At 64.0% G+C, this 20,607-nt stretch carries 21 protein-coding genes; 14 read left to right on the top strand and 7 right to left on the bottom strand.

Going from position 1 to position 20,607, the window contains the following annotated elements:
* Window positions 1-16 precede the first annotated feature (16 nt).
* Window positions 17-1,840 (top strand): dihydrolipoyl dehydrogenase, encoded by a 1,824-nt coding sequence (gene lpdA, locus ACDH77_RS17250; protein ID WP_031424975.1) that lies wholly within the window; start codon window positions 17-19, stop codon window positions 1,838-1,840.
* 49 nt (window positions 1,841-1,889) lie between these two features.
* Window positions 1,890-2,189, top strand: a complete 300-nt coding sequence (locus tag ACDH77_RS17245) for a hypothetical protein (RefSeq protein ID WP_031424974.1) — start codon at window positions 1,890-1,892, stop codon at window positions 2,187-2,189.
* Between the two features lie 138 nt (window positions 2,190-2,327).
* On the opposite strand, the gene ACDH77_RS17240 is transcribed toward ACDH77_RS17245, so the two are convergent.
* A complete protein-coding gene (locus tag ACDH77_RS17240; protein WP_008571043.1) occupies window positions 2,328-3,140 on the bottom strand; it encodes a hypothetical protein in 813 nt (270 codons plus the stop codon).
* A gap of 523 nt (window positions 3,141-3,663) precedes the next feature.
* Between ACDH77_RS17240 and ACDH77_RS17235 the strand changes: the two genes are divergently transcribed.
* From ACDH77_RS17235 to ACDH77_RS17185, 11 genes are all read left to right on the top strand, one after another.
* Window positions 3,664-4,029: a hypothetical protein gene (locus ACDH77_RS17235; protein ID WP_005920882.1), complete on the top strand. Its 366-nt coding sequence runs from the start codon at window positions 3,664-3,666 to the stop codon at window positions 4,027-4,029.
* Window positions 4,030-4,054: 25 nt separating this feature from the next.
* On the top strand, window positions 4,055-4,855 hold the full coding sequence (gene atpB / locus ACDH77_RS17230) for a F0F1 ATP synthase subunit A (protein WP_005914709.1): 801 nt from the start codon (window positions 4,055-4,057) through the stop codon (window positions 4,853-4,855).
* Window positions 4,856-4,927: 72 nt separating this feature from the next.
* A complete protein-coding gene (atpE, locus tag ACDH77_RS17225) occupies window positions 4,928-5,230 on the top strand; it encodes a F0F1 ATP synthase subunit C (protein ID WP_002814105.1) in 303 nt (100 codons plus the stop codon).
* A 114-nt stretch (window positions 5,231-5,344) separates the two neighbouring features.
* A complete protein-coding gene (locus ACDH77_RS17220) occupies window positions 5,345-5,815 on the top strand; it encodes a F0F1 ATP synthase subunit B (protein WP_003483999.1) in 471 nt (156 codons plus the stop codon).
* Between the two features lie 3 nt (window positions 5,816-5,818).
* Window positions 5,819-6,346 carry a F0F1 ATP synthase subunit delta gene (locus ACDH77_RS17215; RefSeq protein WP_031424973.1) on the top strand — a complete coding sequence of 176 codons (528 nt, stop codon included), beginning with the start codon at window positions 5,819-5,821 and terminating at the stop codon, window positions 6,344-6,346.
* Window positions 6,347-6,393: 47 nt separating this feature from the next.
* Window positions 6,394-7,941: a F0F1 ATP synthase subunit alpha gene (gene atpA, locus ACDH77_RS17210; protein WP_003484004.1), complete on the top strand. Its 1,548-nt coding sequence runs from the start codon at window positions 6,394-6,396 to the stop codon at window positions 7,939-7,941.
* 197 nt (window positions 7,942-8,138) lie between these two features.
* A complete protein-coding gene (gene atpG / locus ACDH77_RS17205; protein WP_008571039.1) occupies window positions 8,139-9,002 on the top strand; it encodes a F0F1 ATP synthase subunit gamma in 864 nt (287 codons plus the stop codon).
* Window positions 9,003-9,147: 145 nt separating this feature from the next.
* On the top strand, window positions 9,148-10,554 hold the full coding sequence (gene atpD, locus ACDH77_RS17200) for a F0F1 ATP synthase subunit beta (protein ID WP_003484008.1): 1,407 nt from the start codon (window positions 9,148-9,150) through the stop codon (window positions 10,552-10,554).
* Between the two features lie 143 nt (window positions 10,555-10,697).
* A complete protein-coding gene (locus ACDH77_RS17195; protein ID WP_003484011.1) occupies window positions 10,698-11,120 on the top strand; it encodes a F0F1 ATP synthase subunit epsilon in 423 nt (140 codons plus the stop codon).
* A gap of 62 nt (window positions 11,121-11,182) precedes the next feature.
* The gene (locus ACDH77_RS17190) at window positions 11,183-11,353 is read left to right on the top strand and encodes a hypothetical protein (protein ID WP_154671624.1); all 171 of its coding nucleotides are present in this window, start codon (window positions 11,183-11,185) and stop codon (window positions 11,351-11,353) included.
* Entirely contained in the window at window positions 11,350-11,919 is a 570-nt protein-coding gene (locus ACDH77_RS17185) for a chorismate mutase (RefSeq protein ID WP_031424971.1), read from the top strand. The genes ACDH77_RS17190 and ACDH77_RS17185 overlap by 4 nt, the downstream gene beginning before the upstream one ends.
* Before the next feature lie 518 nt (window positions 11,920-12,437).
* Here the strand turns inward: ACDH77_RS17185 and ACDH77_RS17180 are convergent.
* A complete protein-coding gene (locus ACDH77_RS17180) occupies window positions 12,438-12,821 on the bottom strand; it encodes a GtrA family protein (RefSeq protein ID WP_008571035.1) in 384 nt (127 codons plus the stop codon).
* A gap of 144 nt (window positions 12,822-12,965) precedes the next feature.
* Here ACDH77_RS17180 and glmU point away from each other — a divergent pair, with 144 nt between their 5' ends.
* Complete coding sequence (gene glmU / locus ACDH77_RS17175) at window positions 12,966-14,330, top strand: bifunctional UDP-N-acetylglucosamine diphosphorylase/glucosamine-1-phosphate N-acetyltransferase GlmU (RefSeq protein WP_031424970.1); 1,365 nt, start codon at window positions 12,966-12,968, stop codon at window positions 14,328-14,330.
* Between the two features lie 301 nt (window positions 14,331-14,631).
* Here the strand turns inward: glmU and ACDH77_RS17170 are convergent, their stop codons facing one another.
* The 5 genes from ACDH77_RS17170 to ACDH77_RS17150 form a co-directional block, all read right to left on the bottom strand.
* A complete protein-coding gene (locus tag ACDH77_RS17170) occupies window positions 14,632-15,978 on the bottom strand; it encodes a sensor histidine kinase (RefSeq protein ID WP_029820332.1) in 1,347 nt (448 codons plus the stop codon).
* A gap of 8 nt (window positions 15,979-15,986) precedes the next feature.
* Window positions 15,987-17,330, bottom strand: coding sequence for a sigma-54-dependent transcriptional regulator (locus ACDH77_RS17165; RefSeq protein ID WP_014091120.1), 1,344 nt, complete (start codon window positions 17,328-17,330; stop codon window positions 15,987-15,989).
* Window positions 17,331-17,490: 160 nt separating this feature from the next.
* On the bottom strand, window positions 17,491-17,796 hold the full coding sequence (locus tag ACDH77_RS17160; RefSeq protein WP_031424968.1) for a hypothetical protein: 306 nt from the start codon (window positions 17,794-17,796) through the stop codon (window positions 17,491-17,493).
* A gap of 225 nt (window positions 17,797-18,021) precedes the next feature.
* Window positions 18,022-19,248 (bottom strand): ABC transporter permease, encoded by a 1,227-nt coding sequence (locus ACDH77_RS17155; RefSeq protein ID WP_218488647.1) that lies wholly within the window; start codon window positions 19,246-19,248, stop codon window positions 18,022-18,024.
* 55 nt (window positions 19,249-19,303) lie between these two features.
* Window positions 19,304-20,605, bottom strand: a complete 1,302-nt coding sequence (locus ACDH77_RS17150; protein ID WP_218488648.1) for an ABC transporter permease — start codon at window positions 20,603-20,605, stop codon at window positions 19,304-19,306.
* Between the last annotated feature and the right edge of the window lie 2 nt (window positions 20,606-20,607).

Raw genomic sequence — 20,607 nt, 5'->3', positions numbered from 1 at the left:
GCTACAGGAGAAGCAAATGGCGGTCATTGAAATCAAGGTTCCCGACATCGGCGATTACAGCGATGTCCCCGTCATCGAAGTGCTGGTCGCCGTTGGCGACAGCGTGGCCAAGGACCAGGGCCTGGTAACGCTGGAATCGGACAAGGCCACGCTGGAAGTGCCGTCCTCGGCGGCCGGTGTGGTCAAGGAACTCAAGGTCAAGGTCGGCGACACCCTGTCCGAAGGCGCGCTCGTGCTGCTGCTCGAAACCGAAGGCGAGGCTGCCGCGCCGGCCAAGGCCGAACCCAAGGCTGCCCCGGCCGCTGCAGCGCCTGCCGCCGCACCGGGCAGCAAGCCGCCGGTGACGCCGTCGCACCGTGCCCCGGCCGAGCCGGCCGCGCCCAAGCCGGCGCTGGCCAGCGGCAAGCCGGCCGACATCGAATGCAAGATGGTGGTGCTCGGCGCCGGCCCCGGCGGCTACACCGCTGCGTTCCGCGCGGCCGATCTGGGCCTGGAGACGGTGCTGATCGAGCGCTACGCCAGCCTGGGCGGTGTCTGCCTCAACGTCGGCTGCATCCCGTCCAAGGCGCTGCTGCATGCCGCCGCGGTGATCGACGAAGTGGCCCATGCCGGCGACTTCGGCGTGGACTTCGGTCAGCCCAAGATCACCCTGGACAAGCTGCGCGAGTACAAGGAAAAAGTGGTCGGCAAGCTCACCGGCGGCCTGGCCAGCATGGCCAAGCAGCGCAAGGTGCGCACCGTCACCGGCGTGGCCAGCTTCGTCTCGCCCAATGAGCTGGAAATCGTCGGCGACGACGGCAAGACCCAACTGCTGCGCTTTGAGCACTGCATCATCGCCGCCGGCTCGCAGGCGGTGAAGCTGCCCAACTTCCCATGGGACGACAAGCGCGTGATGGACTCCACCGACGCGCTGGAGCTGCACGACATTCCCAAGACCCTGCTGGTGGTCGGCGGCGGCATCATCGGCCTGGAAATGGCCACGGTGTACAGCGCGCTCGGCAGCAAGGTCACCGTGGTGGAGTTCATGGACCAGCTGATGCCGGGCGCCGACAAGGACCTGGTCAAGCCGCTGGCCGATCGCCTGAAAAAGCAGGGCGTCGAGGTCCATCTCAAGACCAAGGCCACCGACGTCAAGGCAGACAAGGCCGGCATCACCGTGTCCTTCGAAGCGGCTGTGGAAGGCGAAAAGCCCGGCCTGCAGGCCACCACGTACGACCGCGTGCTGGTCGCCGTGGGCCGTAGCCCGAACGGCAAGAAGATCGGTGCGGAAAAGGCCGGCGTCACCGTCACCGAGCGCGGCTTCATTCCGGTCGATCGGCAGATGCGCACCAACGTGCCGCACATCTTCGCCATCGGCGACATCGTCGGTAACCCGATGCTGGCGCACAAGGCCACCCACGAAGGCAAGCTGGCTGCCGAAGTGGCTGCCGGCGAGAAGAAGGAATGGGTGGCGCGGGTGATCCCGTCGGTGGCCTACACCAACCCGGAAATCGCCTGGGTCGGCGTCACCGAGACCGAAGCCAAGGCCAAGGGCCTGAAGGTGGGCGTGGCCAAGTTCCCGTGGGCCGCCAGCGGCCGCGCCATCGGCATCGGCCGTACCGAAGGTTTTACCAAGCTGATCTTCGATGAACAGACGCATCGCGTGATCGGCGGCGCCATCGTCGGCGTGCATGCCGGCGACCTGCTGGCTGAAATTGGCCTGGCGATCGAAATGGGTGCCGAGGCCGAAGACATCGGCCACACCATCCACGCGCACCCGACCCTGAGCGAGTCGGTCGGCATGGCCGCCGAGGTCTACGACGGCACCATCACCGATCTGTACATCCCCAAGAAGAAGTGACGCCGCTCCGCACGACCGTGCCGCCACGTGTGGCACGGTCGCCGCGGTGGTGACGCCATGCACGGAGGTCGCCGTGGGGCAGGGCAATCTGTGTCCCGAACTGCAGGCGCTGCTGCAGCGCGAATTGGCCGGCGGCAACCGTATCGCCGAGCCGCCGCGGAGGACCGACTGGCCCCATCCGGGCTCGGTGTTCGTCTCGCTGAAGCGCGACTTGCGCAGCGACGTGGCGTCGCTGCCGGCGACGGTGCAGCATGCGATCTGCACCGATCCGCACTACGGGTGGCACGACGAGTGCTACTGCATCACGCACCAGCATCTGTTGGTAGCGGGTGCGACCAAGCCGCCCTGAGCCTGTGTCCGCTGCTGCCCTGTGGCCGGCGCCGCGTCGGTGACGTGCCACGCATCCGTCAAACGACAAAACCCCGCATCGCTGCGGGGTTCTGCATGAAGCTGCTTTTCGGGTCCCGGGTCCCGGGTCCCGAGAGGATCAGAACGCGAACGTCACGCCTGCCACCGGGCCCTTGAACTCCTGCTTCAGGCCGACCAGGCCGTCGCTGCCCTCGCGGTCCACGTCCAGCTTGAACCAGTCGTAGCCGGCGAAAATGCCGAAGTTCTTGGTGAAGCGGTATTCGGCAATCGCGTTGGCGCGGCTCAGGTCGCCATCGTAGTCGCCGAAGTCGCCCCAACTGGTGTTGAGGTACTGGCCCTGCACATTGAACAGCCAGTGTTCGCTGGGACGCGCGGTGAAGCGGATACCGACGACCGGCGCAACGCCGTCTTCGCTTTCGTCCAAGACGTCGCCACTGAACAGCGTGCCCAGATCGGCGTAGGCATTGGCCTCGACCTTGGCGTACTCGGCACCAATCTGCAGGCCCAGGCTGAATTCCGGAGAATCGATCACCGAGTAGTCGTACACGAAAGTGGCGACCTGGTACTTCAGCTCGCCCTTGATGAAGCTGCCGGACGGCACGGTCACGCCGCCGGCGCTCAGATCCTGGCTCAGGGTCTCGCGGCGATCCTTGTCATACTTGAAGTAGTCGAAGATCAGGCGCTGGCGGGTGCTGATGCGGAACACGCCATCCACGCGCGGCTCCCATTCCTTGCCGCCCAACTTGAAATCTTCGTTGACCGAGACATTGTTGCCGGCCAGCAGGGTGTTGCCGCGCAGGGTGTTGTCGTTGTCGACATTCATCGCGCCAAGGCGGAGCTGGAAGCGATCATCGGTGTCTTCGGCGTGTGCGGGCGCGACATAGGCGACGGCCAGGACGCACGGGATCGCCAGTGCGAGGAGGTGTTTCATGGGGGCTCCGAATTCTTGGAATGGTCAGGCGGTTCGGCCTGTGCAGCGCATAGTCGATAAGCGCGCGTCTTTCAAAAGTGAAGGGGCCGTCCAGTGGGCGTGAAGGCGGCCGTAGCAATCGGACAAAACGGTCCGCTTTGCTAATTCTTTGGTGGAGTCACGGAACACGTGCAGCGGCGCTGCCAAGGGTCGTTCGGAGGCAACGCAAACCAGGAAATCGATTGGACCGCCGATGGGAAGGTCGCAGGGTGCGACAAAATGCGTACAAAAGCAGGAGCCCCGGTCTCCCAGGGCTCCCAGACGCGGCCTGCGGCGCTACCTTTCGACGAGGATGTGCAGGCCTCGCAAGTTCTGACCGCCGGTTTGTGGCAAAGTTCCCACCCGCGACGGGGGCAGCCATGTGGTGCGTTGCAGCAAGCGATGACCTCTGCCGGTTGTCTCGCAATTTGTCCCATTGCTATACTTTCGCGGCTCGACGAGGCGCAGCTGCGCTTCCCACTCATTCACACGTAAGGTAACCGTAGTGCTGAACTCCGTTGACGCGGGTCGGCGGTTGATGCTGCGCGCTGCGGTATATCCGCTTGCCGCCGTAGCTATAACCAGTCTGGGGTTGCTGTTGGTCGGTCCCCGTTACGCTGCCGGTCTGGCATTGACCGGATTTGCGACGGTGCTGGGCGGTTGGGTTGCGGCACGTACCGCGCTAGGTGGCGGTATCCAGGCAGCGGGCATCGCCATGGTGCGGCTGATCCTGGCGATGGTGCTGAAGTGGGTGTTGGTTTTCGTGGCGCTGGCGCTGGGCTTCGGCCTGTGGCGGCTGCCTCCTCTGGCTTTGTTGGCGGGTATCGCCATCGGGCTGATTTTTCAGGTTCTGGCTCTGGCCAGGCGTTGATTCGAACTTAAAGGGCTCCGGACACATGGCGGGCGAGGCAGCAACACCTACCTCCTATATCCAGCATCACTTGCAGAACCTGATCGTTCCGGTTCGCGATGGTGGCGGCACGTTTTGGACCATCCACCTCGACACCCTGATCATGGCGGTGTTGATGGGCCTGGTCATGGTCCTGGCGTTCTGGACGGCGACCCGCAATGCCACGGCCGGCGTGCCGGGCAAGTGGCAGGCGTTCGTGGAAATCTGCCTGGAGTTCGTCGACCGCCAGGCCAAGGACACCTACCACGGCAGCAGCAAGCTGGTGACGCCGATCGCGATCACCATCTTCTTCTGGATCCTGTTGATGAACCTCATCAAGATGATCCCGGCCGATTTCATCGCCATTCCGCTGGGTTGGGCCGGCGTGCACGCCTGGAAGCCGGTGCCGACCGCCGACGTCAACGCCACCTTGGGCATGTCGATCAGCGTGTTCTTCCTGATGATCGTGTTCTCGCTGCGCTCCAAGGGCGTGGGCGGCATGACCAAGGAATTCCTGACGGCGCCGTTCGGCAAGTGGATGATGCCGTTCAACCTGCTTTTGAACATCGTCGAGTGGCTGAGCAAGCCGATTTCGTTGGCGATGCGACTGTTCGGCAACATGTTCGGCGGCGAGATCGTCTTCCTGCTGATCTGGGTGCTGGGCGGTGCAGGCATCGCCGGCATGGTTGCTGGCGGCGCATTCGGCCTGGGCTGGATGCTGTTCCACCTGCTGGTGATTCCGCTGCAGGCCTTCATTTTCATGATGCTGTCGATCGTGTACCTGAGCCTGGCTGAAGACAGTCACTGAGTTTGCGTCACCCTTCATCTGCTTTATTCCGCTTCATCCATCACCCTTAGAAACTTTCGTTCGGAGATCACCATGTACCTCGCCGTCCTGACCAACCTCGCTCAAGTCCAGAGCTCCACCGTCCTCGCCGTCGGCATCATGATCGGCCTGGCCGCGCTGGGTGCCGGCCTCGGTCTGGCCATCATGGCTGGCAAGTTCCTGGAATCGGCTGCGCGCCAGCCGGAACTGATCCCGGTGCTGCAGGTTCGTATGTTCATCACCGCCGGCCTGATCGACGCCGCGTTCATCATCAGCGTCGCCGTCGGCCTGCTGTTCGCCTTCGCCAACCCGCTGGCCCAGGTGTTCATCGAGCGTCTGTCGCAGGCTGCCGGCTGATCCAGCGGTAGCAGGATGTGGATGCGGCCCTTGGCGGTTGCATCCGCGGATGAAGGTCGGAAAGCGCCGCCCGCGCGGTGGCGCTTTCACCCCTAAACAGCGATTGAGCGACCCATGGATATCACCCTTACCATCTTTGCCCAGGCGCTGGCCTTCGCCGGTCTGATCTGGATCGTCGCGACCAAGATCTGGCCGCCGCTGCTGCAGGCGATCGAAGAGCGTCAGCAAAAGATTGCTGAAGGTCTGGCTGCGGCCGACCGGAGTCAGAAGGACCTGGCGCAGGCGCAGGAAAAGGTCAACGAAGCACTGAAGGACGCACGCACCAAGGCCAACGAGATCATCGATCAGGCCCATGCGCGCGCCAACCAGATCATCGAAGCGGCCAAGCTGGAGGCAATTGCCGAAGCCAACCGTCAGAAGGATCTGGCGCAGACCGAAATCGACGCATCCGCCACGCGTGCCCGCGAGGAGCTGCGCAAGCAGGTCTCGGTGCTGGCCGTCAGCGGTGCAGAAAAGCTGCTCAAGCGCGAAATCGATGCCAACGCCCACAAGGCGCTGCTCGACGAGCTGGCGGCGGAGATTTAAGCGATGAGTCAGGCCCTCACCCTTGCCCGTCCCTACGGCCGTGCCGCGTTTGCGATCGCGCGTGAGGGCGGCAACTTCGCGCCCTGGTCCGATGCGCTGGCCTTTTCGGCGCAGGTGGCCGGCGACCCGCGCGTGGCCGCATTGCTGCTCAACCCGGCCCTTGGCCAGGAACAGGCAGTGACGCTGCTGGCCCCGCCGCAGGCGGGCGAGGACTATCTGCGTTTCCTTGGCGTGCTTGCCGATGCGCAGCGGCTGTCGCTGCTGCCGGAAGTGGCAGGCTTGTACGAACAACTGCGTGCCGAGGCCGAACATGTCGTCAAGGCGACGGTGACCTCGGCCGCTGCAATGAGCCAGACCGAACTCGACACGATCGCTGCTGCGCTGAAGAAGCGCTTCGGCCGCGACGTGGGCATCACCACCGCAGTCGATGCGTCGCTGATCGGCGGCGCGGTGATCGACACCGGCGACGTGGTCATCGACGGCTCGCTGAAGGGCAAGCTTGCGCGTCTGCAAAGCTCGCTCTCCCACTGAATTCACATAAACGCACGGCCCTCGCGGCCGGCACCTAGGACTGAACGATGGCAACCACGCTCAACCCCTCCGAAATCAGCGACCTGATCAAGACCCGCATCGAAGCGGTCAAGCTGTCCGCAGAGTCGCGCAACGAAGGCTCCGTGACCAGCGTGTCCGACGGCATCGTGCGCATCTTCGGCCTGGCCGACGTGATGCAGGGCGAAATGATCGAACTGCCGAACAACACCTTCGCGCTGGCACTGAACCTGGAGCGCGATTCGGTCGGCGCCGTGGTGCTGGGCGATTATGAAAGCCTGCGCGAAGGCGACGTGGCCAAGACCACCGGCCGCATCCTGGAAGTGCCGGTGGGCCCGGAACTGCTGGGTCGCGTGGTCAACGCACTGGGCGAGCCGATCGACGGCAAGGGCCCGCTGGGCGCCACCCAGACCGCACCGGTGGAGCGCGTTGCGCCCGGCGTGATCTGGCGCAAGTCGGTCGACCAGCCGGTGCAGACCGGCTACAAGTCGGTCGATGCGATGATTCCGATCGGCCGTGGCCAGCGCGAGCTGGTCATCGGTGACCGTCAGACCGGCAAGACCGCGCTGGCGATCGACGCGGTGATCAACCAGAAGGGCACCGGCATCAAGTGCGTGTACGTGGCGATCGGCCAGAAGGCCTCGACCGTTGCCAACATCGTGCGCAAGCTGGAAGAAAACGGCGCGCTGGCGCACACCGTGGTGGTGGCTGCCACCGCGTCTGAATCGGCCGCGATGCAGTACATCAGCCCCTACGCCGGTTGCACCATGGGCGAGTACTTCATGGATCGCGGCGAAGACGCGCTGATCGTGTATGACGATCTGTCCAAGCAGGCCGTGGCCTACCGCCAGATCTCGCTGCTGCTCAAGCGCCCGCCGGGTCGCGAAGCCTATCCGGGCGACGTGTTCTATCTGCACTCCCGCCTGCTCGAGCGCGCCGCGCGCGTGTCCGAGGAATACGTGGAGAAGTTCACCAACGGTGCGGTGACCGGCAAGACCGGCTCGCTGACTGCGCTGCCGATCATCGAAACCCAGGCCGGCGACGTGTCCGCGTTCGTGCCGACCAACGTGATCTCGATCACCGACGGCCAGATCTTCCTGGAAACCGACCTGTTCAATGCCGGTATCCGTCCGGCCGTCAACGCCGGTATCTCGGTGTCGCGCGTCGGTGGCGCCGCCCAGACCAAGATCATCAAGAAGCTGTCCGGCGGCATCCGTATCTCGCTGGCGCAGTACCGCGAGCTGGCGGCGTTCGCGCAGTTCGCCTCGGACCTGGACGAAGCCACCCGCAAGCAGCTCGAGCGCGGTCAGCGCGTCACCGAGCTGATGAAGCAGAAGCAGTACGCGCCGATGTCCATCGCCAACCAGGCGCTGTCGATCTACGCCGTCAACGAGGGCTACCTCGACGACGTGCCGGTCAACAAGCTGCTGGCGTTCGAGGAAGGCCTGCACGCGCACTTCGCCAACACCCAGGGCGAGCTGGTCTCCAAGATCAACAGCACCGGCGGTTGGGACAACGACATCGAAGCCAGCTTCAAGAAAGGCATCGAAGAGTTCAAGACCACGGGCAGCTGGTAAGCCAGTCGCCGGGATTTGGGATTGGGCATTCGGGATTCGTAGGAGCGATGGTTCGGGGCGTTGGCCGATTTCGAATCGTTGTTCCCATATCCCAGAAGTTAGGCATCCGGGGTTCGCGGAAGCGGTGAGGTAGGGAGGCTGTTGCCAATCCCCAATCCCGATTCCCGAATCTCACTAAGCGAGCGAAGCGAGCGAGTATGGCAGGCGGACGCGAAATCAAAACCAAGATCAAGAGCGTGCAGAACACCCGCAAGGTGACGCGCGCGCTCGAAATGGTCTCGGCCTCCAAGATCCGCAAGGCGCAGGAGCGCATGAAGACCTCGCGTCCGTATGCGCAGGCGATGAAGCAGGTGATCGGGCATCTGGCGCAGGCCAGCACCGATTTCCAGCATCCGTTTCTGGTCGAGCGCGAACAGGTCAAGCGGGTCGGCTATATCGTGATCTCGTCCGACCGTGGCCTGGCCGGCGGTCTGAACAACAACCTGTTCCGCAAGATGCTGGGCGAAGTACGCCCGTGGCAGGACACCGGTGCCGAGATCGACGTGGTGACCATCGGCCAGAAGGCCTCGGCGTTCTTCCGTCGCATCAAGGTCAACATGGTCGGCAGCGTGACCCACCTGGGCGACAGCCCGCAGGTGGAGCAGCTGATCGGCGTGATCAAGGTGATGATCGATGCCTTCATCGAAGGCAAGGTGGACCGCGTCTACCTGGTCTACAACCGCTTCGTGAACACCATGACGCAGAAGGCCAGCTTCGATCAGCTGCTGCCGCTGCCGGCCGCCGAACACAAGGTGGCGCACCACGATTGGGACTACCTGTACGAACCCGATGCCGCCACCGTGCTGGAGCACGTGATGACGCGCTACATCGAGTCGCTGGTGTACCAGGCCGTGCTGGAAAACGTTGCGTCCGAACATGCCGCGCGCATGGTGGCGATGAAGGCCGCCAGCGACAACGCCAACAAGATGATCGGCACCTTGCAACTGGTCTACAACAAGGCACGTCAGGCGGCGATTACCCAGGAAATTTCGGAAATCGTCAGCGGCGCAGCGGCCGTGTAGTGCCGGGATTCGGGATTGGAGATTCGGGATTGGCAAGAGCAGCGCAGCGCGCTTTTACCAATCCCGAATCACGAATCCCCAATCACGAAATCCATGGGATGGCGCAGGCCATCCGGACAGAACTAAAGCTAACCGGAGCAGCAAAATGAGTCAGGGCAAGATCGTTCAGATCATCGGCGCGGTCGTCGACGTCGAATTCCCGCGCAATGAAGTGCCGAAGGTGTATCACGCGCTGAAGGTCGACGGCACCGAAATCACCCTGGAAGTGCAGCAGCAGCTCGGCGACGGCGTGGTGCGCACGATTGCGCTCGGCTCCACCGACGGCCTGAAGCGCAACCTGGTCGCCACCAACACCGAACGCGCCATCTCGGTGCCGGTCGGTGCCGGTACGCTGGGTCGCATCATGGACGTGCTGGGTCGCCCGATCGACGAAGCCGGCGACGTGCAGGCCTCGGACCACTGGGAAATCCATCGCGGCGCACCGTCGTATGAAGACCAGTCCTCCAGCACCGAATTGCTGGAAACCGGCATCAAGGTGATCGACCTGATGTGCCCGTTTGCCAAGGGCGGCAAGGTCGGCCTGTTCGGCGGCGCCGGCGTCGGCAAGACCGTCAACATGATGGAACTGATCAACAACATCGCTAAGGCGCACTCGGGCTTGTCCGTGTTCGCCGGCGTGGGCGAGCGTACCCGCGAGGGCAACGACTTCTACCACGAGATGAAGGACTCCAACGTCCTGGACAAGGTGGCGATGGTCTACGGCCAGATGAACGAGCCGCCGGGCAACCGTCTGCGCGTGGCATTGACCGGCCTGACCATGGCCGAGTACTTCCGCGACGAGAAGGACGCCAGCGGCAAGGGCAAGGACGTGCTGTTGTTCGTGGACAACATCTACCGCTACACGCTGGCCGGTACCGAAGTGTCCGCGCTGCTCGGCCGCATGCCGTCGGCGGTGGGCTACCAGCCGACCCTGGCCGAGGAAATGGGCGTGCTGCAGGAGCGCATCACCTCGACCAAGAGCGGTTCGATCACCTCGATCCAGGCCGTGTACGTGCCTGCGGACGACCTGACCGACCCGTCGCCGGCGACCACCTTCGCCCACCTGGACTCGACCGTCACGCTGAGCCGTAACATCGCCTCGCTGGGTATCTACCCGGCGGTGGATCCGCTGGACTCCACCAGCCGCCAGATGGATCCGCTGGTGATCGGCCACGAGCATTACGACACCGCCCAGCGCGTCCAGCAGACCTTGCAGAAGTACAAGGAACTGAAGGACATCATCGCCATCCTGGGCATGGACGAGCTGAGCGAAGAAGACAAGCAGTCGGTGTCGCGCGCACGCAAGATCGAGCGCTTCTTCAGCCAGCCCTTCCACGTGGCCGAAGTGTTCACCGGTTCGCCGGGCAAGTACGTGTCGCTGAAGGACACCATCCGCGGCTTTAAGGCGATCTGCGACGGCGAATACGACCACCTGCCGGAGCAGGCGTTCTACATGGTCGGCAGCATCGAAGAAGCGGTCGAGAAAGCTAACAAGATGAGCGCCAAGGCGTAAGAGCCGGGATTTGGCATTCGGGATTCGGGATTTGGTACGGCGGTAATTGGGGAGCGGAAACGAGGTGAGTGACCACAGTGAAAGCTGCGGTTGCCAATCCCGAATCCCGCATCCCCAATCCCCGCCTCACAGAGTGAGGCAGCATGAGCACTATCCGTTGCGACATCGTCAGCGCCGAGAAGGAAATCTTCCACGGTGAGGCGACGCTGGTCGTGGCTACCGGCGAGTTGGGCGAGCTGGGCATTGCGCCCAAGCACGCGCCGCTGATCACACGCCTGAAGCCGGGCAAGGTGGTGGTGACCACCGCCAATGGCGAACAGCTGGATTTCGCCATTTCCGGCGGCATCCTGGAAGTGCAGCCGCAGGTGGTGACCATCCTGGTCGACACCGCGGTGCGTGCGCAGGACATTGACGAGGCGGCCGTGCGCAAGGTCAAGGAAGAGGCCGAGCGGCTGCTGGCCAACCGTGGCAACACGGTGGACGTGGCCGAGGCACAGCGTCAGCTGGCCGAAGCGACAGTACAGCTGCAGGCGCTGGAGCGCTTGCGTCGCAACCTCAAGCACTAAGCGTGGTCTGTCCACTCCAGGGTGGGCATGCACGTCCGACTGCTGCAAGTTCGTCTGCAGATATGAAGTTCGAAACGCCGACCATCGTGTCGGCGTTTTCGTTTTTGGAGCGCCGCGTGCGGGTGCGTGAATCCGCGGTGGCGCGCGGCAGGCACACTGCGTGCCTTGGCGCACCGCTGCACCGCAGCGCTGCATGGCAAGCTTATCCCGGCACGTTGAGGAAGATGGCATGACCCGTTCGATCGATGGCATTCGCGCTTACATGGTGAGCGGCCTGTTGGCCGCCGGACTGCTGGGGTGCGCATGGCCGGCGCGCAGCCAGCCGCCGTTGGATCTGCTGATGGATCGCATCGTGCAGCGCAATGCCATTGGCGATGCGGTAGCGCTAAGCAAGTGGGACAGCGGCAAGCCGGTGCTGGATCAGGCGCGCGAGGCGGCGGTGCTGCAGAGCGTGCGCGATCAGGCGCCGGCGCATGGGCTGGATGCCGACGACGCGGCGCGGTTCTTCGGCGCGCAAATCGAGGCCAACAAGTCGGTGCAGTACGCGCTGCTCAACCATTGGCACGAGCGCGGACATGCGCCGAACACCGCACGTCCGGATCTCAGCGCGCTGCGCGCTCGCCTGGATCAACTGCAGAGCGAACTGCTCGATGCGCTGGCCGATGTGGCCTCGACGCGCAGCGCGCCCGACTGCCCGGCCAGCACCGCGCGTGCCGCTGCGCATTACGCAGAGCAGTGGCAGCTGGATGCGCTGCATCGTGCGGCACTGGTGCGCGGCCTGGGCGATTTTTGCCACTGATCCATAGCGGCAACGTGTCTGCGAGACCAACGCGCTGTCATGCGGTTGGAGCGGCCGACAACACGTGTCCGCGTTCGCTTGGTGGCGATTGCAGCGGTTTTGTCGGCCGCATCCTGGTGGATGCAGTCAGGCGTTCAGATCGAACGCTGAGCGTGTCCAAGGCGCGGTGCACTGGGCGCTCGCCAGGCGCGCCCTCAACCCGTCCTGGAAAGGCGATGACGGCATCGATGCCGTCAACTGTCATGCAATCGGCGAGGACGCTGTACGAGAAAGGTCGCTGGCAGCCTGGTTGAATGCCACGCACACCGGCCGACGCGACTGGTTTTTGTTCCCCGACCGGGTGTGGACCCGATGCAGCATGGATGCCGCATAAGAGCGACAAGGACATCCGCGCGATCGATCAGCACTGGAACAGATGCCGCGCCTGTGCTGCGCGCTGTCTGCGCGCAAGCGGTGTCCCCTTTTGCGTCGTATCGCCACACGATCGAGCAATCGCTCGGCGCCTGCGCATGCCTCGATCAGCGATACACCACATGCCGGCCCAGGAAGAACGACACGACCGCCAGCCCGCCTTCGACCAGCGGTTTTGCCAGCCATGCCTGACGCAGGCCGAGTAGGTCTACCGTGGTCGAGAGCAGCCAGGTGCTGATCAGCGTGAGCGTCAGCCACATCACCGCAAAGCGGCCGAAGCGTCGCCAACCCAGTCGCGCATCGCCTTGCTGGGCGAAGGTGTAGCGGCCGTTGAGCCAGAAGCCGAGCATGGCGCCGCCGATGCGTCCGAGCAGATTGGCGGGCACCGCGGGCATGCCTGCGGCGGTTGCGGCGATGAAGATGCCGCAATCGACGACCAGCTGCAGGGCGCCAATGATCATGAACTGGCTGCCTTGGCGGAACAGACTCATGCGTGCGGGGCAAAGGAAAGGGGCGCCCATCCTAGCGGCAGCGAGGCGCAAACGTTGTTAGTGCGGGCGAACGCTGCATCCGGGCAACGACGCGAGGGGGCGCAGCGACTAGAATTTGGACATCCCTATGCCTGGAATGTCTTGATGACCCTGCCCCTGCACGTTGTGATCCTGGCCGCAGGCGAAGGCAAGCGCATGCGCTCGTCCCTGCCCAAGGTGCTGCAGCCGCTGGCGGGCCAGCCGATGCTGGCGCATGTGATCGCCACTGCGCGGCAGCTGCAGCCGGCGGCGATCCATATCGTGTACGGGCATGGTGGCGACCAGGTGCAGGCAGCCTTCGCCGATCAAGGCGATCTGCAGTGGGCCGAACAGCGCGAGCAGTTGGGCACCGGACATGCCGTGCAGCAGGCAATGCCTGCGATTCCCGATGCGGCAACGGTGCTGGTGTTGTATGGCGATGTGCCGCTGATCCGCAGCGAGAGCCTGTTGCAGTTGCTGCATGCACCGGGCCGCATGGCGGTGCTGGTTGCCGAACTGGCCAATCCCACCGGCTATGGGCGCATCCTGCGCGATGCGGAGGGCAAGGTGGCCGCGATCGTCGAGCAGAAGGACGCCAATGACGAGCAGCGCCGCATTCGTACCATCAATACCGGCATCCTCACCGCTGAATCCACTGCGCTGCGCCGTTGGCTGGCTGGTTTGTCCAACGACAATGCGCAGGGCGAGTTCTATCTCACCGACGTGTTCGCCAGCGCCGCAGCCGATTTCACGCCGGCCGACATGGTGCACGTGGCCGACCCGCAGGACGTGGAGGGTGCCAACGACCCGTGGCAACTCGCCCAGCTCGAACGTGCCTGGCAACTGCGCGCCGCGCGCACGCTTTGCCTGCAGGGCGTGCGCATGGCCGACCCGGCGCGTGTGGAGCAGCGCGGCAGCGTGCAGGTGGGGCGCGATGTGCAGCTGGATATCGATGTGATCCTGGAAGGCAATGTGACGCTGGGCGATGATGTGGTGATCGGCCCGTTCGTGCGCTTGCGCGACGTCACGCTCGGTGCCGGCACGCACGTGCGTGCGCACAGCGATCTGGAAGGCGTGGTCACCGAAGGCGCGGTGCAGATCGGCCCGTTCGCGCGTTTGCGCCCCGGCACCGTGTTGGCCGATGGCGTGCATATCGGCAATTTCGTGGAGACCAAAAAGGTCACCATGGGCGTCGGCAGCAAGGCCAACCATCTGACCTATCTGGGCGATGCGGTGATCGGCAGCAAGGTCAACATCGGCGCCGGCACCATCACCTGCAACTACGACGGGGTGAACAAGTCGCAGACCACCATCGGCGATGGTGCGTTTGTCGGCTCCAACAGCGCGTTGGTGGCACCGATCGAGATTGGCGCCAATTCCACCATCGGTGCCGGTTCGGTGATCACGAGCGATGCGCCAGCGGGCCAGCTCAGTGTGACGCGTGCGCGGCAGACCGTGATCGAAGGCTGGAAGCGGCCGACCAAGAAATAGGCTGCGGTGCACGCTGGATCGCAGGGAACAGCGCCGCATTGGCGCTGATTGCGCCTGTTGGCCCGATGCATGGGAAGTGCGCAACAGCTCCGCCGTTCTCGGAACGACGCATCAAGGCTGCTCGCGGGACCAGGCGGCCCGGCCGCTGGCGGAGCGCTGAACGTGCGGGAGCGCCCCCGGGCGCGATCGGCCGTCCATCGCGCCCAGGGGTGCTGCCATGACATGCGCGGGGCGCGTGCGCTGACGGAAGGCGTGATGCAACGCATGGATTGCATCGCAAGTCCTGCAAGCCTTGCTGCGTTCAAGCCGCCAATGGCAACAGCAAGGTCACGCACAGGCCGCCGTGTTCGCGGTTGTGCAGCGAGATGCGGCCGCCGTGCGCTTCGGCGATTTCGCGGGTGAGGGCAAGCCCAAGACCTGTGCCATTGCGCTTGGTCGAATAGAACGGCATCAGTGCGTTGTGCAGCACCGCTTCGTTCATGCCGTTGCCGCGGTCGAGCACTTCGATGCGTAGCCACTGCGGCACGCGCGTGACGCGTAGGGCGACATCGCTATTGGGCGGCTGTGCTTCGCTGCAGGCCTCGTGGGCATTTTTCAGCAGATTGAGCAGCGCCTGCTCGATCTGCGCTGCATCGATCCGGCTGGAGACATCGGTCAGCGTGCCCTGTACCTGGAACGGAATCTGCTGCTGCAAGCGCTGCAAAAACGGCGCCCATTCGATGGTCTGCAGCTGCGGTTGCGGCAATTTGGCAAAGCGCGCATAGCCGCGGATAAAGCCTTCCAGGTGACGCGCGCGTTCTTCGATGGTCTCGAACACCGTCCCCAGGCGATCGGTGCGTTCGCGGCGCAGCAGCTCGGCGCCCGAATGCGCCAGCGAGGCGATCGGTGCCAGCGAATTGTTCAATTCGTGGCTGATCACGCGGATGACTTTTTTCCAGGTCTGCACTTCCTGGCGGCGTAACTCGGTGGTCAAGGTGCGGATCAACAACAGCTCGTGCCCGCGCCCGTTGATGTGAAAGCTACGCCGCGACAGGTGATAGATCTGCTCGTCTTCTTCGTCGTCGCCATCTTCGCGTACCGCGAACAGGCAATCCCCGCCACGTGCCAGGGCGTCGCGCAATTCGGCCGGCATGCGGCCGAGCACATCGTCCAGATGCTGGCCTTCCAGCTTGCGTCCTTCGTACAGCAGCTTGCGTGCGGCATTGTTGGAAAACCCGATCCGCCGCAGGCCATCGCCGCCGGCGACCACCAGCAGCATGGCCACCGGTGTGTTCTGCAGCATGGTGTCGAGCATCAGCTCGCGCTGTACCAGATGACTACGCTGCGCACGCAGCACATCGCCAAGCTCGGCATGCGCCTGCACCAGTTGCGCCAGTTCGTCGTTGCCGCGCCAATACACACCGAAGTTGTATTCGCCATCGCGGTAGCTGCTGGTGGTGCCGGCCAGCGCACGAAACAGCGAGCGCATCGGTGCGGTGGCGCGGTTGAGGCTGAACCACATCGCTGCCAGCAGGACGAGGACCGAAATCGCCGCCACCTGCCAGCCGTGGTCCAGCCAGTACGCCATGAACCATGGCAATGCAGCCGCCAGCGCAAGCACTGGCAGCAAGCGTAAAAACAGCGAAAACGTGAAAGAGCGGTTCCGCATGCGAAGGTTCATTCCGAGCTGATGCCGTAGCGGTCCATGCGCCGATACAGCGCCTGGCGGCTCAACCCCAGCTCGGCGGCCGCTTGTGCGATCACGCCTTGCGCGCGTGCCAGCGCCTGTTCGATACGCGCGCGATCCGGCTCGCCTGCAGCCGGCGTCGCCGGCCGTGGCGCGGCTGCACGCGGCAGGTTCAGATCGCCCGCCTCGATGCGCGCGCCCTGCGCGAGCAAGGCGGCACGTTGCAGCACATTGCGTAGCTCGCGCACGTTGCCGGGCCAGGCATGCCGTTGCAAGGCATCGCGCGCCTGCGCGGATAGCGGCTTTTCACCGGCAAGGAAGTGCTCGGCCAGCGGGCCGATATCGCCGGGGCGTTCGGCTAGTGCGGGCAGTGCGATTTCCACCGTGTTGAGCCGGTAATACAGATCCTCGCGAAAACTGCCGTCGCGGATCATCGCCGGCAGATCTGAATTGGTGGCGCTGATCACGCGCACCTTGGCGTGGCGTTCGCGGTTGGAACCCAGCCGCTCGTAACGGCCGGTTTCCAGCACGCGCAGCAACTTCATTTGACCCGCCAGCGGCAGGTTGCCGATCTCGTCGAGAAACAGCGTGCCGCCATCGGCCGCTTCGAACTTGCCCTCGCGCGCTTTGTTGGCGCCGGTGTAGGCGCCGGCTTCGGCCCCGAATAATTCGGCTTCGATCAATTCACCTGGCAAGGCGCCGCAGTTGAGTGCAATGAACGGACCATGTTTGGTGGCCGAATTGGCCTGGATAATCTCGGCAATCTTTTCCTTGCCGCTGCCATTGGGGCCGGTGATCAGCACTGGCAAGTCAGAGCGTGCGACCTGGCAGGCCAGGGCGATTGCGCGCTCGCTGGCCGGATCGGCGAACACCGCGCCGCGCAGGTCGTAGCGCTGGGTCAGCTGCTCGCGGCCGCGGCGTTCGCGTTCGCGACGACGTTCCAGTTCGCGGCGTGCTTCGGACAGTTCCAGCAGGTTGTTGACCGTGGTCAGCAGCTTGGTGTCGTCCCAGGGCTTGGCGATGTAATCGGCCGCACCGGCCTTGACCAGGCCCACCGCGCTGCCCAGGTGCGTCCAGGCGGTGAGCAGGATCACCGGCAGGTCCGGATGACGCTGACGCAGTTGGGTAAACAGCGCCTCGCCTTCTTCGCCGGAGGTGGTGTCGGCGGTGAAGTTCATGTCCTGGATCACCAGATCGAACGCCTGCTCGTCCAGCAGCGCCAGCCCGGCCTTCGGCGAATGCGCGTGCCGCGCCTCGATGTCGTGCAACGAAAACAGCACTTCCAATGCAGTGGCCACGGCCGTGTTGTCGTCGATGATCAGGATGTGCGGCATCGCATTGCTCAAGAAGGCGCGGGATGGGATCGGCACAGAATACTGGCAACACGCAGCGACAACGCGCTGCTCGGCGGGGGCGGCAGATCGCCGGGCGGCAAGGTCGGCGGACTCAAGCGGCCGATGCAGGGTGCATCGGCTGTTGCCGGCACGGCGCTGGTTATGGAGCCGCGGGCGGCAACAGCGGTGTGTACGTGGCCGCTGTCCAGATCAGGTGCACCTGCACACCATCGCGCATGACATCCACAGCGATGGGGTTGCCTGCAGCAGCCTGCAGTGCGGCCAGCAATGTTGCGATTGTGGTGATCTGGGTTCGGCCTGCCGTGCGCACGCGGTCGCCACGTTGCAACTGCAGGCTGAGCGACGCGCTGGCCTGGGTCACCAGCAATCCGTCGCTACTGGCGACGAGCTCCAGAATTTGATCGTCATGGCGCCAGTTCAGCCGGGTGTCGTCGATGGCGAGCACCTCTTGCGTCGAAGTGCTGGACGAGGCCGACGCCGCGTGCGCCCGCGTTGCCGCATCGGCCTGGCCGGGGTGAAGGAGGCAGCAGGCGGTCAGGGCGATCAGTGCCGATGATGCAAGAGAGCAAGGCATGAGGGAATCCGGTTCGTAACGATGGTGGAAACGCACGGTGGATGGCGAGCCGGGTTGCTTCCCCACTGCCAAGCGACGGGGAAGCAACGCCGGCCATCATGCACTGCGGGTGGCAACAGCCGGGGGCACTGCGGCTGCGCGGCGGGCCGGCCAGAACACCGCCAGCTGGCCGAGCATCCATAGCAGCAGCGCGCCAATCGGCAGGTAGATTGCCGGCAGTCGCGGCAATTCATAGCGTGCCATCAGCCAGACGTTGATCGAGTAGGCCATCAGCATGCCGAGCACGATGCCGACCGAGGCGAGCAGGAAATTCTCGATCTGGAAGTAGCGCAGGATCTGGCTGCGCGTTGCACCCAGCGCACGGCGGATACCGATCTGCTTGGTGCGTTGCTGCACCCAGAAACTCGCCAGGCCGACGATGCCCAAGGCGGTGACGATCAGTAGTGCGATGCACACCGCTCCAAGCAGCCAGATCATGGCGCGATCATTGCGGAAATACTTTTCGCGGATTTCGGTGTAGGTCTCTTGTTTCAGCACCAACCGGCTGTTGTCCACTTTCATCAAGACCGCCACTGCCGCCTTCAGCACTTCCGCCCGACGCAAGGGATCGGTGACACGTAAGATGTATTGCCCGTTGTTATACGGTGGACGGATGGGCAGCAGCATCGAATAGTCCTTTGCCGACAGTCCATTGACATTGTTCGGCCGCGCCAGGGTGCGCACGATTCCGACGATACGCAGCGGGACATCGCCAGAGTAGATGGTCTTGCCGAGCGCGCTGTGGTCGGGGAACATCTTGTCCGCTGCCCCCTGCGTCAGAATGACCGCCGCACCCTTCTTGCGGACTTCATCGTCGTTATCAGCCTTTTCCTGGCTGATGTATTCGTCGGGGCTGAAGTCGCGGCCGGCATTCAATTGCAGGCCAAGTGCGTCCAGGCTGCCTTCGCTGACCAGATACTGCGCGGCATTGAGCGTGGGGCGTTCCTGCTCCGGGGTCAGGGTCAGCCCCGTGTTGGACGAGTAATTGACGAAGGGGATCTGATTGGTGATGACCGCATTGCGCACGCCGGGTACCGCGCGTAGCGCTGCCAGATCCTCCCGGGTACGTGCATCGGCATTGGCCTGCGGGCCGATGCCGTCCAGCTGGATGCTCAGCAACTCCTGTTCGGCGATGCCGCTGGGAGTCCGGAGCGTGTCCAGACGATTGCCGATCAAAAACAGCGAATTGCAGATGATGGCGCAAGCCAGTGCGATCTCGAGCACGATCAGTGCAGCGGCCGTCTTATGGCGGCGCAAGGTGGAGATGATGGGTCGGATGTCCATGGGCTGACCTTGAAGATAGGAAGCGTGGCTCGCCGCGATGCGGCGGGCAGGAGGTTCAGGACGACTTCAACTGCAGTGCCGGTGCGACCTGGATGGCGCGCCAGGACGGCAGGATGCCGGCGAGCAGGCTCGCGGCGATCGCAATGGCGAATGTCAGCAGCAGCATCGTGAGATCCAGATGCGCCAGCGCGGCGTAATCCACCGGTTGCTGACGCACGGCCCACAGCCCCAGCCACGCCAGCCCAAGTCCGCCGATGCCGCCGGCCAGGCCGATGGTCCCTGCCTCCACCAGGCACTGCGCAAAGATTGCGCCACGCGACGCGCCAAGCGCACGCCGCACGCCAATCTCTCCGCTGCGGCGCAGGAATTTCGCCAGCAACAGGCCGACCGTGTTGAGCAGGCACACCAGCAGAAAGCCCATGGCCAGCCACAACTGCAGACGGACGTCGCTGGGAACCACCTTGTTGTAGTCCAGCCACTGCATCACGTTGCGCAGGCGCACATTGTTGGGCCGGGTAAAGCGCCCGGCGGCACGTTGTTGATCGGAATAGTTTTCGAGGTAGGCCTTGTAGTCGCCCGCTTGCTTGGCATTTTCCAGCTCCACCCAGTACTGCACCCAGGTGCAGGGCGCATTCAGCGCGGTGGTGTCGCCCGCCTCGACCTTGCCGGAGCAGTTGGTCCCGCCGGCGTGGGCCAATTTCAGATCCATCGCCGTACTGAACGGCACATACAGCTGTTCGTTCGAGCCGTAGGTGTCTGTGATGTCGTAGAAGCGTGGGTCGATCTTCCAGGTATCCAGGACGCCGACGATACGGAAGGTGTTCTTGTCCACGCGCACTTCGCGCCCGACGCTGTTGCCACCGTCGAACAGCTTTTCGTTCAGCGACTTGCTGATCACCGCGACACGTTCGTGCCGCTCGTCGCTTGTGCCGGACCACGCTTGGCCGTAGAGCAAGGGCACGTCGAACATCGCAAAGAAATCGGCCGAAGTGAAACGAGCGTTTAGCTTGAAAGGACTCAATCCACTGCGCTGTGGCTCGATCGCGACACTTCCGCCTGACATCATCGCCTGACGCATGGCGCGCTTCTCACGCAGCAGCGCCTCGGCGTCGAAGCGGGTGGACTGGTAATCGGGCTCGTCTCCCGGCTGATAGCCCGACTTCGGTTCCGCATCCACCTGCACATAGAACAACCGATCGCTCTTTTGCGGAATCGGGTCGCCCGACAACACATGGAACACCGTCAGCGTGGTCATGCTGGCGCCGATACCCAGCGCGATGGCCAGCACCATCAGTGCGGTCAGCACCTTGTTGCGGCGGAAGCTGCGTACCGCAAGATTGAAGTAGTAGCCGAACATGG

The organism is Xanthomonas axonopodis pv. maculifoliigardeniae (assembly GCF_041519315.1).
Taxonomy (GTDB): Bacteria; Pseudomonadota; Gammaproteobacteria; order Xanthomonadales; family Xanthomonadaceae; genus Xanthomonas; species Xanthomonas euvesicatoria.
The sequence above is the reverse complement of the archived record's forward strand: the minus strand, read 5'-3'. Positions and strand labels throughout refer to the sequence as shown.